Origin of the sequence: Aliifodinibius sp. S!AR15-10, assembly GCF_031569985.1 — a bacterium.
Lineage (GTDB): Bacteria > Bacteroidota > Rhodothermia > Balneolales > Balneolaceae > JAMQKA01.
Genome location: NZ_JAMQKA010000032.1, coordinates 53,735 through 68,875 on the forward strand (window position 1 = coordinate 53,735; position 15,141 = coordinate 68,875).

The 15,141-nt window shown below is 48.5% G+C and carries 14 protein-coding genes; 9 read left to right on the plus strand and 5 right to left on the minus strand.

Going from position 1 to position 15,141, the window contains the following annotated elements:
• Window positions 1–50 precede the first annotated feature (50 nt).
• Window positions 51–263, minus strand: a complete 213-nt coding sequence (locus tag NC796_RS17915; protein WP_310686388.1) for a cold-shock protein — start codon at window positions 261–263, stop codon at window positions 51–53.
• Between the two features lie 369 nt (window positions 264–632).
• Complete coding sequence (locus NC796_RS17920; RefSeq protein WP_310686389.1) at window positions 633–848, minus strand: hypothetical protein; 216 nt, start codon at window positions 846–848, stop codon at window positions 633–635.
• 57 nt (window positions 849–905) lie between these two features.
• Here NC796_RS17920 and NC796_RS17925 point away from each other — a divergent pair, with 57 nt between their 5' ends.
• The gene (locus NC796_RS17925) at window positions 906–1,409 is read left to right on the plus strand and encodes a cupin domain-containing protein (RefSeq protein ID WP_310686392.1); all 504 of its coding nucleotides are present in this window, start codon (window positions 906–908) and stop codon (window positions 1,407–1,409) included.
• Window positions 1,410–1,606: 197 nt separating this feature from the next.
• On the opposite strand, the gene NC796_RS17930 is transcribed toward NC796_RS17925, so the two are convergent.
• The gene (locus tag NC796_RS17930; RefSeq protein ID WP_310686394.1) at window positions 1,607–2,557 is read right to left on the minus strand and encodes an MFS transporter; all 951 of its coding nucleotides are present in this window, start codon (window positions 2,555–2,557) and stop codon (window positions 1,607–1,609) included.
• On the minus strand, window positions 2,482–2,835 hold the full coding sequence (locus NC796_RS17935) for a hypothetical protein (RefSeq protein WP_310686395.1): 354 nt from the start codon (window positions 2,833–2,835) through the stop codon (window positions 2,482–2,484). Before NC796_RS17935 ends, NC796_RS17930 begins: the two co-directional genes overlap by 76 nt.
• Before the next feature lie 562 nt (window positions 2,836–3,397).
• Between NC796_RS17935 and NC796_RS17940 the strand changes: the two genes are divergently transcribed.
• Entirely contained in the window at window positions 3,398–3,904 is a 507-nt protein-coding gene (locus NC796_RS17940; RefSeq protein WP_310686397.1) for a class I SAM-dependent methyltransferase, read from the plus strand.
• Between the two features lie 18 nt (window positions 3,905–3,922).
• Here NC796_RS17940 and NC796_RS17945 read toward each other — a convergent pair whose 3' ends face one another.
• A complete protein-coding gene (locus NC796_RS17945; RefSeq protein WP_310686399.1) occupies window positions 3,923–5,293 on the minus strand; it encodes a TrpB-like pyridoxal phosphate-dependent enzyme in 1,371 nt (456 codons plus the stop codon).
• Between the two features lie 528 nt (window positions 5,294–5,821).
• On the opposite strand from NC796_RS17945, the gene NC796_RS17950 reads away from it, so the two are divergent.
• The 7 genes from NC796_RS17950 to NC796_RS17980 all read left to right on the plus strand — a co-directional run bounded on the left by NC796_RS17950 (window position 5,822) and on the right by NC796_RS17980 (window position 14,488).
• Window positions 5,822–6,199: a hypothetical protein gene (locus NC796_RS17950; RefSeq protein WP_310686401.1), complete on the plus strand. Its 378-nt coding sequence runs from the start codon at window positions 5,822–5,824 to the stop codon at window positions 6,197–6,199.
• Window positions 6,200–6,268: 69 nt separating this feature from the next.
• Window positions 6,269–8,191 carry a caspase, EACC1-associated type gene (locus NC796_RS17955; protein ID WP_310686402.1) on the plus strand — a complete coding sequence of 641 codons (1,923 nt, stop codon included), beginning with the start codon at window positions 6,269–6,271 and terminating at the stop codon, window positions 8,189–8,191.
• 50 nt (window positions 8,192–8,241) lie between these two features.
• Window positions 8,242–9,528 carry a hypothetical protein gene (locus NC796_RS17960; RefSeq protein WP_310686404.1) on the plus strand — a complete coding sequence of 429 codons (1,287 nt, stop codon included), beginning with the start codon at window positions 8,242–8,244 and terminating at the stop codon, window positions 9,526–9,528.
• Window positions 9,529–10,296: 768 nt separating this feature from the next.
• Complete coding sequence (locus NC796_RS17965; RefSeq protein WP_310686406.1) at window positions 10,297–11,175, plus strand: alpha/beta hydrolase; 879 nt, start codon at window positions 10,297–10,299, stop codon at window positions 11,173–11,175.
• Between the two features lie 695 nt (window positions 11,176–11,870).
• Window positions 11,871–13,244: a sulfatase-like hydrolase/transferase gene (locus NC796_RS17970; protein WP_310686408.1), complete on the plus strand. Its 1,374-nt coding sequence runs from the start codon at window positions 11,871–11,873 to the stop codon at window positions 13,242–13,244.
• A 181-nt stretch (window positions 13,245–13,425) separates the two neighbouring features.
• On the plus strand, window positions 13,426–13,680 hold the full coding sequence (locus NC796_RS17975) for a hypothetical protein (RefSeq protein WP_310686409.1): 255 nt from the start codon (window positions 13,426–13,428) through the stop codon (window positions 13,678–13,680).
• A 118-nt stretch (window positions 13,681–13,798) separates the two neighbouring features.
• On the plus strand, window positions 13,799–14,488 hold the full coding sequence (locus tag NC796_RS17980; RefSeq protein WP_310686411.1) for a DNA-binding domain-containing protein: 690 nt from the start codon (window positions 13,799–13,801) through the stop codon (window positions 14,486–14,488).
• Window positions 14,489–15,141: the final 653 nt, after the last annotated feature.

Consider the following 15,141-nt stretch of genomic DNA (forward strand, 5'->3'; position numbering starts at 1 on the left):
GAATAAAAAAGCACCATGTAGTTCATGGTGCTTTTTAAATAATATTAAACCTAATCTAGGAGAATCACCTCCTGAGCCTGTAGCCCTTTATCCCCTTCAGCTACAGTAAACTCAACCTGTTGGCCTTCCTCAAGTTTTTTGTATCCCTCCATATTGATCTCACTGTAATGCACGAAGATGTCTTCTCCTTCTTCTCGGGAAATAAACCCGTATCCTTTACTATTATGAAACCATTTAACGGTTCCAACTTCTCGATCTGCCATAATTAATACTCCAAATTTAACTTCTTTACTACTGTTCAAACGTCTGAAAGGGAGTAAATATGGTAAATTCTCCCAACAGACGTCTTAGTATAAAATATTTTTTGGGGATTCCCTACTTTTTATGAATCTGGCTGCTAAAAATTTCATTACCTTCAACAGATGACGCTTATCAAAACCAAACTTATGCCACCTATATAAGAGGGTTTTTTATACCACTATTACCTCGGATAAACTTTCCGACCTTCAAGATCTTCAACAGTTCAGCAATCCAACGTTTCAACATAGATAGGTTACATGTGCATACCTCAAGCTGGGCTAAATACCATTTCCTCAAAATGATTAATTTTATACCATTAGTGTCTGGGGAAATTAATTTTTTCGGCAAATAATGGCATTTAAGTTCATTACTGCAGTTTTTTTAGCGTTAAGACGAGCCTTCAGGTCAACTTTACCAGGGCCGGCGATCTTTTTCGTGGACAGTTCGCTAGTCCGCCCAGCGGCGGATTTCATCGCTGAAAAAATGAACAGCAGGAATGAGAAGTAGGGCAACTCCAAAAGTTTTATACCCGACAACAGTGATTTCATACCATAAATTATAACTTATAACACTCTTCTTAATTTAATTCACGAAATTTAGTACTGATGATTAACTGTGACATTTACCAATTTGAAGATGACGGGGAGATTCCCAACAATCCAACGCTCCCGCTCGTGATGTACCCGGGGGCGATGAGCGACCAGCAGAACAACCCGGGTGCCGTACAAACCATACTGAACAAGCATGGCTGGAGCGGCACTTGGGTCAACGGCATCTATTCTTACCACCATTACCACAGCACCGCACATGAGGTACTCGTCGTCACCGGTGGTTCGGCCAGCGTCCAGTTTGGTGGAAAGATGGGGGAAGAGCTGCAGATTAGGGCTGGAGATGTAGTCACTATTCCGGCGGGCGTGGGTCATTGTAAAGTCAACAGCTCCATGGGCTTCCAGGTAGTAGGAGCCTATCCCAACGGACAAAGCTGGGATCTATGCACCGGCAAAGTCAGTGAACGCCCGAAAGTGCTCCAGAATATCAAGTCGGTACCATTGCCCGAATTCGATCCTGTCACCGGGGAGGCGGAACCGTTGCTGGGTTATTGGGGATAGAGTGCACCAGTACCTGGACAAGGATAGAACCTTGATTAGGGGCGTAAACCAACCTTGGAAGTACTCATCCTTATGAGAACCTGCATCAAGTACTACTTCGCCCAGGGTTTACATACCGAAGTCTTACGCGAAGGCATGTTTCATAGCACAAGTTCAGGATGAGTGGCAAAATGTATTGGTCTACTTAAATCTCGCATCTACCCCATATTATTCTTCATAAACAACCGCAAGCGAGAAGAAAATGCTGCAATAGCCAGCAGGGTACCGATGAGTGTCGTTACGACGGCCCAGAACAGGATAGTGGTTGTGGCCACACCGTTATCGATCAACCAACCCATCATAAACGGACTAAGAGCAGAACTGAAAACCATCAGTGAAGAGAACATACTGCGAACGGTTCCCACTGTTTTTGTTCCATAGAGTTCGGCCCAGAGGGCTGATTTGAGTGCGCCGCCCATACCCATGGTGGCACCCAGCAGCGCCATATATACAAAGGCCGACCAGGAGCCGGGATGGTAGAAAGCAAACACGAAACCGGCGGCCATCGGTAGCATGTAGTAGGGGAAGATAGTGCGCGCTTTGTAACGGTCGATCAGCGGCCCAACCCCGAGTGATGATAAAATACGCGCAACGGCAAACATCACAAATGCAGATGCAATCAGGGTGGCGGTCCAGCCCAAGGATTCTGCCACCGATACCTGGTAAAGGAAGAAGCCGGTGGCCCAGAATGCAGGCAGCAACACCGCTGGGAACAGGAAGTAAAACCGGTAATCGCCGAGAACCCGCATGTAGGAGTAGTCTGCATCACTGTTTTTTGAGAGCGAATCATTGTCAGCCTCCAGGTCGGCATCATCCTGCTTTAGCACCAGTTGGATAAAAGGAATCATGATGCATGTGATAACCAGCAGGATAGTACCCCAGGTCATGCGCCAGTTAAAAACGGTCAGCAAAGCTGTAATGCCGAGCGGGAGGATCGCCTCTCCGATGGGAAAGCCCAGGTTGGAAATACTCAGTGCCTTTCCGCGCTCATGATCAAAAAACTTGGCCATTGCCGTCTGCGCAGTGTGGCTGCTTAATCCCTGCCCGGAAAGACGGAGCAGCAGGAGTCCCACAAACAGGAGTCCAATATGCCAGGAGATAGCCACCATAAGGAGGCGACGATGAGCCCGATGGCCACAAATGTGCTATAGAGCCGGAGGGGAATGTGGTCTATCCACTTGCCCAGCCAGGGTAGTACAGCCGCACTAACCAGTGTGGCCCCGGAGTAGAGAGAACCGAAACCGGCATTAGAGAGTTGGAAGTCCTGCAGGAAATAGGGAACAAACAGGGAGATTAAAAAGGTTTGTCCAAAACTGGAGAAAAAGGTGAATGAGAGCCCAAAAGACAGCAGGCGCCGCTCTTTCAAGACAAAAGTGAGGTAGCTCATTGGGTGTCGTAAAGGGGGATTGTGATGTGATTATGTCGTGTCATCAATCAGGCGGCAAAAATACGGGTAAATCACTTAAACGTAAAGATTAGTTCAAGTATTAATATTGGCTTAACATTGGGGGTTTGAGGTGTTGAGGGTTAAAGTCGAAAGTCAGAAGGTTTAAGGTCGGAAGGTCCAACGTCTAAGGTTGAAAGTTGAAAGGTTGTATGTTTAATGTTGGTCCCTTGAATTCAACATTCCTATTGTCATTCAACATTGCCTTCCTCCACCCTAACGTAAATTTTCACTGAAAAAATGAACAGCAGTTTTCTACGGGCAACAGTGATTTTTAATTCTTATGTCCTAACTCCCTATCTTTGATAACGGTGAAATCAAACTAAAGTCATAGATTATCCAGGAACCAGCCAAAAGCCCAAACACCTGCATTCTTTGTGGAGGTAGTAACATCAGCCTCTTCTACCGGGATCTCTCGGATCAATATCGATCAGACTATTACAAATGCAGAAACTGCTCGCTGATTTTTGCCCCAGGTCGGCATCGGCCTACAGCGGAAGAGGAAGTGGAGCGATATGACCAGCACAACAATGACCCGGAAGATCCAAGGTATCGGGAATTCCTCGGCAGGTTATTTCATCCGCTATGTGAATTGTTGGAGCCGAAGAGCAAAGGACTTGATTTTGGATCGGGCCCTGGTCCTACGCTCAATATCATGTTTGAGGAGCAGGGCCACGAGATGAACATTTACGACCCTTTTTACGCGGACGATCCCACCGTTTTTGAAGAGACGTATGATTTCATTACCTCAACAGAGGTTGCCGAACACCTACACAATCCAAAAGAGGAGTTCGATAAGCTGTGGAGCTGTCTTCGACCGGGCGGCTACCTCGGAATAATGACCAAACTGGCAACCGACGACAAGGATCACTTCGCCGACTGGCACTACCGGCTAGACAACACCCATGTCACATTTTACACCAGGGACACCTTCCGGTGGCTGGCTGAATACTGGGACGCCTCCCTCAATTTCTATAAAAATAGTGTCATGATTTTCCAGAAAAGATCTTAAGGCATTGCGTCGCCCCGGCTACATTTTCTGATTTGCGCTCAGTTCCCGTACTTCCTGAAGATTTTGCTTCAGCTCTTCGTCGGTAAACGAATGGTCACTCAGTTTACCGGCAAAATAGTCCTCGTAGGCTGACATATCCACAAAACCATGTCCACAGAGATTAAACAGAATCGTCTTTTCCTGTCCCTCCTCTTTCGCCTGTTTGGCTTCGCGAATGACTTGCGCTACAGCATGGGTAGCTTCGGGTGCTGAAATGATTCCCTCCGTTTTGGCAAAAAGAACTCCTGCTTCGAAGCACTCAAGCTGTTGAATTGCAATCGCTTCAATAAGCTCATCTTTTAATAGCTGGCTGCAGAGCACGCTGGCCCCGTGGTAGCGTAGTCCACCGGCATGAATGGCTGCTGGCGTAAAGTTATGTCCAAGCGTATACATGGGCAGCAGCGGCGTATAGCCTGCGGAATCCCCAAAATCGTACATAAATTCCCCCTTCGTCAGTTTGGGACAGGAGGCCGGCTCTACTGCAACAAACCGGGTATTTTCCCCATCTTTAATATTATTTTTCAGGAATGGAAACGAGATCCCGGCAAAGTTTGAGCCTCCCCCGAGCGGCGCAACTACCACATCAGGATAATCGCCTGCGTATTCAAGTTGTTTTATCGCTTCCTGACCAATTATGGTTTGATGCAACAATACATGATTGAGCACAGAACCCAGGGAATATTTTGTTTCCTCATCCTGCACCGCGCGTTCAATGGCTTCGGATATTGCGATACCCAAACTGCCGCTGGTTTCCGGATCTTTGGCCAGGATATCACGCCCCGCCTGTGTACGATCGCTCGGCGATGGGTATACCTCTGCACCGAATGTATTCATCATCACTTTTCGGTAGGGCTTTTGGTCGTAACTGATCCGTACCATATATACTTCACAGGTTACGTCAAATTGTGAACAAGCAAATGCCAGTGCGGTACCCCACTGCCCGGCCCCGGTTTCAGTAGTGATGCTCTTTACACCTTCTTTGTTGTTATAATAAACTTGTGGAACGGCGGTATTGGGCTTGTGTGAACCACTGGGACTGACACCCTCGTATTTGTAATATATTTTTGCCGGGGTATCGAGGGCTTTCTCCAGCTGATTGGCGCGGTACAGCGGAGAAGGACGCCAAATTTTATAGATATCGCGTACTTCATCGGGAATCTCGATATATGACTCGGTAGAAACTTCCTGCTCAATCAGCCCCATCGGGAATATCGGGGAGAGATCATCGGGCCCTGCAGGTTCACCTGTTTCGGGATGCAAAGGCGGCTGTGGTTTGTTCGGCATATCTGGTACTATATTATACCAATGGGTGGGAATGTCGGACTCATTTAGAAAAATTTTCTTGGACATGGGAAATACGATATGAATTAAAATTGTAATGTACAGGTGAACAATGATGACACCGCCAACAGGTGTGTAACCCTACAACTAAACCCGTGATTTTTGAATATGGGAATAAACGATTAGTAAAAAAAGAAAATTGATATTTCCTGATGAAATAAACTGCAAATAATGTGAATATCGGGCACTTACAAAGATAAAGTGCTGGGTATTGTTGCCGACTGTCAATAGCCTATTATCACTATACTCTTGGTGCTTATCCCGATTGGGGCTGCTTACTTATGTCCCTGACTGAACAGCCGATTCCTCCACGCCAGGGAAATCATTCTCACAAATAGTTGTTTTTATTACAATTAATTATAAATTATATAAATAGAACCATGTATACCTAACATTTGTAAAAACAAAGTGTATAACGATTTTTTTTCTACTGGTTGGCCTTATTGAGAGCAGATAAATATCTGAAAAGAAAAAATTAAGATATGACAGAATCCTGCATAGGATTTAGATATTAACCTTACCCAGCGAGGTACAGTCATGCAAAAAGAGAACCCTGCCAAAATTCTTCTGCAAGTAAAGACAGAGGATGGAGATCCAGACGAGGTTGATCAACTGACGCGCCAACTGTTGATGGAGCTGAGAGACGAAGACGTAGAATCAGCGGAACTGGTACGGGAAGCCTCGCAAACCAAGGGGGCAAAATCAGTGGAAGCGATAACACTGGGGGCTATCGTCATGGCCGTACTGCCTAAAGCGGTCCCGAAGATTATAGAATTGTTACAGGCCTGGATCGAACGTGGTACGGGTCGTCGTGTATCATTCAAAGGTAACATAGGCGGTGAGAATGTTGAGTTTGAGGGCGATTCCAAGGATTTCAAAGTATTCCTGGAGTCGTTGGAAAATTCCAAAAAGTAAGCAGTGTAGATTCTGTCGACTACAAACTTTTCCTCGCTCACACAAATCTCTCCGGCGGAAAGCAAGACAATGTCACGCAAGTATGCCTTATTCGTCGGTAACAGTGAATATGACTCGGACAGCCTGGTTGATTTAGAAGCTCCGCTGGCCGATGTACGTGATCTGGCCAACCTGTTTCGAGATGAGAAGATCGGGGGCTTTGACGAGGTCGTTGAGCTGATTAACAGCCCTGAATCAGAGATCAGGCAAACAATTGGCGGCTTCTTTTTGAATAAAAAGCCCGAAGATCTTTTACTGCTCTACTTTTCCGGGCACGGCGTGCTGGATGACCGCGGACACCTCTACCTGGCGGTCAAGGATACCCGCCCCGATCTGTTGAGAGCAACGGCGATCTCAGCTGATTTCATTGCCGATGATATGGATCTATGCCGATCAAAACGCCAAATCCTTATCCTGGACTGTTGTCACAGTGGTGCCTTCCGGCGGGGTATCAAAGGGGGCGGCAAAGCGCTGACCGCCTCAACCTTTGAAGGCAACGGGAGCGGGCGCATTGTGCTGACAGCCTCCGATCGCAGGGAGTTTGCCATGGAGGGCAACCAGGTGCTGGACAAAGCCAAAACATCACTATTCACCCACTTTTTGCTTGAAGGCATAATGTCAGGAGAAGCCGACCGGGATGGTGACAGTTTTATCTCCCTGGATGAGTGGTATGATTACGCCTACGAAAAGGTGGTCAGCAACCTGCCCACGCAGACGCCGCGCCGGTGGGTCTACAACCAGGAGGGAAGGCTGATCATTGCCCGAAATCCATGCCCTGAAAAAAATAAACCAGCTGAACTCCATGCAGAACTCCAGGGAAAGATAGCCGACAGCAATCCCAAAGTGAGGCTCGGGGCAATTTCAAAGCTGGGGAATATCCTGGACAGCCGTGATAACCGACTGAAACCCCAGGCGCGTGAAGCACTGGTGCAGCTGCAAGAGGATGAGAATGAAAAAGTTAAGCAAGCCGCGACAAGGGTGCTGAAGAATTACGAGTCCATTCTGTTGGATGAAATCACTGCTAAAAAACAGCAGAAAAAAACAGATACGAAAGTGACTAAGGAACAACCCGGAGCGAGCGCCTGGGACAGTTTGCTGAGTTGGTTCCGGACAAACCTCGGCATCGCTCATTGGAGACGATGGGTGGCCATCACCATGCTGGCAGCAGGTGTGGTTTTCGGGGCCAGGGGATTGTTGACGATGCTGGACAATAGCAATGGCACAGAAGAAGGTAACATTGCAGAACAAGCAGAAATGGGAGGTGTAGGAAACATGGGGCTCCCGCCGGAAGAGACAGATCCCAATGATGGAGAAGGCGGGGAAACTTCACTTTCCAATAAGTCCACACCAGCCGAGACCCGGGAAACGGTTGAGCAGGACAGGTCATCGGATCCTCCCAAAGAGGCTCTCAATGAAATGGAAAGCAGGCCAAACAACCAACAGATGCAACCAATTACCAAGCAGGATCCCCAAAACAATCAGCAACCCGGGAATATAGCGGGGTCATCAGAGGCTGAGCAGGACATTTTGAACCAACAGGATCCACAAACAACAGGTGGAGAAAACATTGCAGCAAACGAACCGGAAAATCTGGAAGAGACGCCTGCCCCGGAACAGCGCCCCATCGACCGGCTGCACTCAGAACTCGACGTGCTGCAGGAAAATGTAAGAGAGGCGATTACAGATCGTGAATGGTCCGGCCTGCCGGCACCACTGGCTGACTATTATAGCAAGATGCTTGCAAACTTCTATTCCATGTTCAATGTGGTTGATGTTGAAAGTGTGGCCGGAGAGCTGGAATCCGATGAAAAGACGGCGAAACTTCCGGTTACGATGACGATCAGTTACCGGCAGAAAGGAAGGGACGAGGTTAAAGAACTTCCTTTCCCCGCCCACTGGATATGGCAAAAAAACGGGGACCAATTCGTACTGAGTAGTGTGCAAGCGCCTTAGGTTGGTTCCTCCTAAATAACAACAACACAGTTAAACATACGGGTGATGTCATGCGAAAACTATATTACTACTTGAGAGTCTCATATCTAATTCTATTCATATTATTATTTGGTATGGTGCAGCAATCGCTGCGTGCTCAACCATTACTGGAAGAATCGATTGCCAACCTATATGCCGCTTGCCTGTTCGAAAGCCTGCAAGACAATAACCCCTTCAGCGAAGCTGCAAACCTGGCGCGACAGGCTTTTGCTCCCGGCATCAGCGGTTTTATCGAGAGTAATCTCGCCGCCATCCCCCTGACGCCGCCCAGCCTGGAGGCAGAATATACGGAGCAGGGTATCGTCAGTGTTGTCACAGGGTTTACGCCGATCTATACCGAGAGCAGTGCATCAGTGGGCAAGGGACTGTTTTTGGTGGGAGCCAACGCATCATACTTCAATCTTTCCAAGATCAGGGGAGAAGACCTAAGTGCGCTCAGGTTTGCTTTCCAACAAAATGGGGGCGGCGACCTCATTACTGCGAATATGCCGTGGGATATCAGCGCGGCGGTGTTTACCATTCACGGCACCTATGGCGTTACCGATCGTTTTGACATCAGCTTTGCGCTTCCGATCGTGAACCTGAGTATTGAGAATGTGAATACGACTTTTACCGTGGAGGGAGAAAACACCGGGTGCCGATACAGTCCCGACGGTCTGAACTGCGAGGGCAACGGAAACCGTGAAGTAAGTCCCGCACTGTTTAATTTTGTGGATGATGCGATGGAGCAAGAGACCTTCATAGAGACCCTCTCCCTACGGACCAAGTATCGTTTCCCGGTCTCTGCCAGCAACGTTCGGCTGGCTGCCGTGATGGATCTCCGCCTGCCGTTGCGCCCCTCGGACAACATGCTGGGCAGCGGAAATTTTGGGACGCGCTTTACCTTCATCAGCGAATACAACCCAACAAGCTCATTCCAACCGTATGTGAATGTAGGCGCCCAGTTTTGGAACGGCTCCAGTAGTAACAGCGTCAACCTGGCAACCGGGTTCAACCAGCAGATGGTCCCGGGCCTGTTCTTTTCCTTTGACCTGCTGGGCAAAATTGATATTGAACCGGATCCCTTCCTGGCCCCCATAGGCGGAGCATTGTCGCCGGACGGCCCCGCCCCGGGAAGCTCACTGGTTAGATCATCGATACCGGCTATCAACCGAGACCATACGCTGAATGCCGGGTTGGGATTGCAACTGGCCCTCTCACCGCGATTTCATGCCTACGGCAGTGCGCTGTTTGCATTGCTGGATCACGGGCTGCAGTCCACCATTGCACCGACGGCCGGGATAGCAGCGCATTTTTGATATTGATGTGTTTTGATGTTTTAGTGTAGAGACGTTGAGGTGTTGAGAAAAAAGGTCGAAGGTTGGAAGGTCCAAGGTCTAAGGTTGAAAGTTTAAGGTTTTATGAATGTTGGTCCCTTGAATTCAACGTTGCCTTCCTTCTGCTCTATGTAAATCTCGCGGGAGATAAAGAGAGCCGTAGCGTAAAGAACTGAATGCTCCCTGCACTGGAAGTACAGGGGGTCGGGGTAGGACTGAAAGTCCTTCTTCTTTCAAAAATTACCTCCTTTTCTACAAAAAAGGTGATTAGCCATCTCCAATTGGGGTACCTTTTCAAGGACTCTGCCAACTATCCGCTGAGGAGTAGGGCATCCCCCTGTCCCCTTCAATGTCCCCGGTCTGTACATTCAAAGGGAAAGGCTGTGAGCCCGGCAAGGAAATTCCCCCTTTGAAGGGGGCCAGGGGGATGTAGCCCATATTGAAACAGTTTCACCATATACTGATGGGCAGCTTATTTCCCGATAGCTACAAGAAATGGCTACTGCCAAAGCCGGACGCTTGCAGGCCCGTGGGGAGAGCAGCACATCCCCCTTTTCTTCGGCGGGGGCCGAATTCATTTCCCCCTTCGAAGGGGGAAGGATGTGAGCCATGCAAGAAATATTTCCCCTTTGAAGTCAGGGGGATGTAGTCCAAAAGTCACAAGAATGACTATGAAGTTTCTCCAAATTCTTATATTGAATTCACGTTCAATTACCCATCACATTGATGAACCTGCAGGTAGCTCAAATAATGGAATCAAATGTTCTTGTGCTCTTTCTACTGGTGACGCTATCTGTTCTATCGGCATGTGAGCAACAAGAGAAAACCCTGGAAGACACACCTGTTTTATCTGCTGATGGCGTGGAGATCAACTACAAGGTGCAGGGAACAGGCTCTCCAGCAGTAGTCTTTGTGCATGGGTGGTCTGGCGATATGGAATACTGGAAGCAACAACTGCCCTATTTCTCCCGGCATTACAAAGTAGTTGCCATTGACCTTGCGGGACATGGGGAGTCCGGGCATAACCGGGAAGATTGGACAATGGCCGCCTTCGGGGAGGACGTAGTTACCGTCATTGAAAAGTTAGAACTTGACACCTTCATACTGGTTGGCCATTCAATGGGAGGTGCTGTGGTTGTTGAAGCTGCGCAGCTAATGCCCGATCGTGTTACTGGCCTGGTGGCTGTTGACGCCTTCCATCAGCTAGACCTGGAACGGACTCCCCGGGATGTGGAGAACATACTGGAACCATTTAAGAAGGATTTTGCCAGAGCTACCCAGACCTCTGTCAAAGAAAACTTGTTTGCCGCTGCATCTGATTCATTATTGATTGCAAATATCTCTTCAGATATGGCTGCTGCTCCACCCAGCGTTGCCCTCCCGGCATTACGGAACCATCTTCTCTGGAAACCCGGCGAAGGGCTGCCAAAGGTCCCGGCGCCCATAAAACTGATCAACTCTGACATGACACCTACAGATCTGAATGCAGCGAAGAGCTTCGAGGTGGAAATCTTTGTTATGTCAGGCGTCGGCCATTTCCCGATGCTGGAAGACCCCGGAATATTCAATACCCTTCTCGGAAATGTAATTCAGGAGTTTACAACCAAAGCCAAGCCGCGGGGAAAATAATTGGACCTATTGAGCATAAAATGGCCTGCGTTGAGCGACGCGGCAATCTCCCCGGTTTTTGAAATTGGGCGGGAGATGTTCTTCTATTTTCGATGTAATAACATCCCTCGAATCCTACCGAGGACCAACTCGGATGAATCATCTTCCGTCAGCCGAAGGAGACTTTTTGATCATACCATTCATAGCGAACTCAGATTATTGTTTTAAAGGTGTTACCCAGCGTCTCACGCGGATACCTTTCTTCTCCCGCAACTGAACAAAACTCCGAGAAGCAGGTCCTGCCATTTTTGGCTTTTAGCCCTCCATTCAGTATTTACCAGGTCTATATGTTAGCAAAAGCTTGTATAACCATTGAGTCAGTATAAGTACGGGATTTAAATTGGAGGGATACCAACCCCCCTGGGGTATAGCTTCGTTCGGCAAGCAAATTCATTATTTTACCTGAATTCGACATAAAAACTGTCATTACAAGGGATTCGGTGACCAATCGGGATCCCGATAGTGATCGGGAGGTAATCTCCTAATAGTATGAACAAAAAAACAGACGGGGAGATCGCCACGTCGATCTCACGATGGAGCCACTACTATCAAAGACGCCTCCTCGCGATGACAGCTATGATTATTGTGATTTTTATATCGAACTGACGTTATTTTATAACCACCTTTGAAAGTATAGACTATTAATCGCTGCTCTTATGAAAAAGAAACATATTTATTGTGCCCTGTCTTTATTGCTGTTTGTGATTAATCCGCTGTTGGCACAACACCAAGAAAACAGTGCCTCCCAAAACCAAGAGGCGGAAGACCCACCCAATATCATTGTCATTATCCCGGACGATCTCGGGTGGTCGGATGTTGGTTATCACGGCTCTGAAATATCCACCCCCAACATCGACCGCCTGGCTGCTTCTAGTATTCGATTCGACCACCAATATGTTTATCCCACGTGTACTCCCACCCGGGTTAGTTTCATTACCGGCAGGTATCCCAGCCGTTTTGGCGTCACGGGCCCCGACTATGGGGAGGTCATTGATATGGGAACTCCCACCCTGCCGTCGCTACTCCAGGAGAACGGGTATCATACCGCCATCGCGGGGAAATGGCACATGGGATCCCCTCCGTACACCCCGTTAAAATACGGCTTCGATGCCTCTTATGGTTTTTTTGACGGGCAGATTGATCCCTATACCCATGAATATAAGACCGAAACGGCAACCACCCGCCGCCGATCCTGGCACCGCAATGATGAATATCTCGATGAAGAAGGTCATGCTACCGACCTAATAACCGAAGAAGCGATCCGTGTAATAAACGAGAAAAGAGCGAACCCCTTCTTTCTCTATGTAGCGTATAGCGTACCACATCACCCGCTTAACGAACCCAGGGAGTGGACCTCGCAGTATGAGCATTTAACTATGTCGCCGTCCCGCAAATGGTTTGCAGCCAGCGTTACCCATATGGATGATGGCATTGGGAAAATTGTGGATGCACTGAACGAAACCGGGCAACGAGAAAACACGATCATTCTTTTTATCAGTGACAACGGTGGGCAAAAAAGTTGGCATAGCGATACGCTGTACCATGGAGCTTATTCAGACAAACCGCACACTGTGCTGGGAAACAACTATCCATTGAAAGGATGGAAGCAAGACCTGTATGAAGGGGGCATCCGCGTGCCGGCATTTATCAACTGGAAGGGCACACTCGAATCGGGTACTGCAGAAATGCCTGTCCATGTATCGGATTGGCTGCCTACATTTTATGGTGCAGCAGGAATCGACCGTGATTTAAGCGCACTTCAGCTGGACGGGCAAAATATCTGGCCCTATCTGACAGACCAACAGCCCGTGAACACGGACCGCAGGATGTACTGGAAGGTCCCTCATCAGTCAGCGGTCAGGGAAGGGGCATGGAAACTTATTGAAGATCACGACACCGGCGGGTTTGAACTGTACAACCTGGATAATGACTTCCGGGAGACTCATGACTTGAGCGAGGAATACCCGGAGAAAGTGGAACAGTTAACGGAGCTGCTGGAAAAGTTTGAGGAGAATGACCGGCAAGAATAGTGTTTAGTTGTTGAGATGTTGAGGTGTTGATCAAGGTCGAAGGTCCTAAAGTCGAAGGTCGGAAGGTCAAAAGCCCCATCTCCCCGTCCTTCGAAATTTTTGTTGAGTAAAGTGCCCGAAACCGAAGCGTAAAGAAACCATTTTTGTCTGAGATCCGCGCGGCTCAGCGGAGCGAGTTTAAATGGTTTTAGCGGAGGTGGAGGAAACGCAACAAAAATTTCATCAGGCGGTGATTTTTTGGGTTACTTTTTTTATCACTAAAAAAAGTAACCCTCCCCTAACGGTAAAAAGAGCAAAAAAGAACAACCAAGGCAGCAACAACCCAACAATCCCTAACAACCCGATCCACCCCAAAAAGGCAAAAACGCCCAAAATTAATTTTATCCATAAAGTTTGGCAGAACAGTCCCTTACCAACACCCAAAATAGCGGTTTAAAATTATTCTGTAAGGATTTGCCCTGAAACTTATCTATAAGGACGAGAGAGGCTCCTCAAGAGAGGGGCTGCTTTCAGTACTAATTCATTAATCTTTAATTAAATCGAGAGGAAATACGATGCCAATATCATTTTCATTACAAGAAAACCACCTAACCGACAATCCCAACGACTATGTTGCGCGGGTCCAAGACCAGGCCAACCGCGATATCGAATATATCGTTGAGCAGATGACCAGCCGCGGCTCCACCGTCACCCCGGCCGAGGCGATGTCTGTGCTGGAGGAGTTTGAGCTGGCCGTGGCCAAGGTGCTGCAGCAGGGCGACAGCATTACCACCCCGTTGTTCCGGATCAACGCCTCTATCACCGGGGTGTTTGACGATCCCGAGGATGACTTTGACCCGGAGCGACATGAAGTAAAGCTGAATGTGAACCCGGGGCAACGCATCAGCAGCATAGCCGAGGAGGTACCGGTAGAGAAAATAGCAGCAGACCGCCGGGAGCCGGTCCTGCGCCGGTACCATGATGGTGGCAGCGGCACGACTAACGAGACGCTGAGCCCAACCCACACCGGTCGCTTGGTGGGCGAATTGCTGAAGATAGATCCAGAGGACCAAGAGCAAGGCGTCTTCCTGATCGGGCCGGACGAGGCCGAGACCCGTGTGGTTGAATACGTCCACAACAAGCCCTCTAAGCTAGGATTCCGTGTCCCAGAAGGCGGGGAGTATACCATGGAGGTACGGGCTAAGCTGCATAACACGAACGAACTGCGTGTAGGCACACTTAATGCCCCCCTCATCGTCACGTAATACAGACCATTACACTGTTAACAGCCGCATGTCAGTTAAACGGCATGCGGCCTTTTTTGAACAAACGGGCTACCCTTACTGCTCAAAGGTTTTGTCATTACTGCTCAAGACTCTTAACCTTACTGCTCAAGGGTCTTGACCTTACTGCTCAAGATTCTTGACCTTACTGCTCAAGATTCTTGAGAGCCTTACGAGCTTGCGAGAGGCTTTAAACAGCATTTCCTGGGCATGGCCCACACGATGCATAAAAATCCCCTTTACTATAAGGCCGGCAGGAAAATTCCCCCTTCGAAGGGGGTTAGGGGGATGTAGCCAATGATGAAACAGCTTCACCATAAACTGAGGGGGCAGCTTATTTCCCGACAGCTGCAAGAACTGGCCACTGCCATAGCCGGACGCTTGCAAGCCCGCACGTAGAGCAGCACATCCCCCTTTTCTTCGGGGGTGGCCGAATTCATTTCCCCCCTTCGATGTTCTGTTCGGGGACATGGTTTACACCCGTTCGGGGAGATCCTTTACACTTTTAAATTAGCATGTTGATTTACAGTAATTGTTCGAATTTGTTGATGGCAAAAATAGACGTCATACCTGTCCTCGGACTCCGAGCTAGCTCGGAGCGCGAGGCGATAGCCGCTGAAGGCGCGCCCGACCGT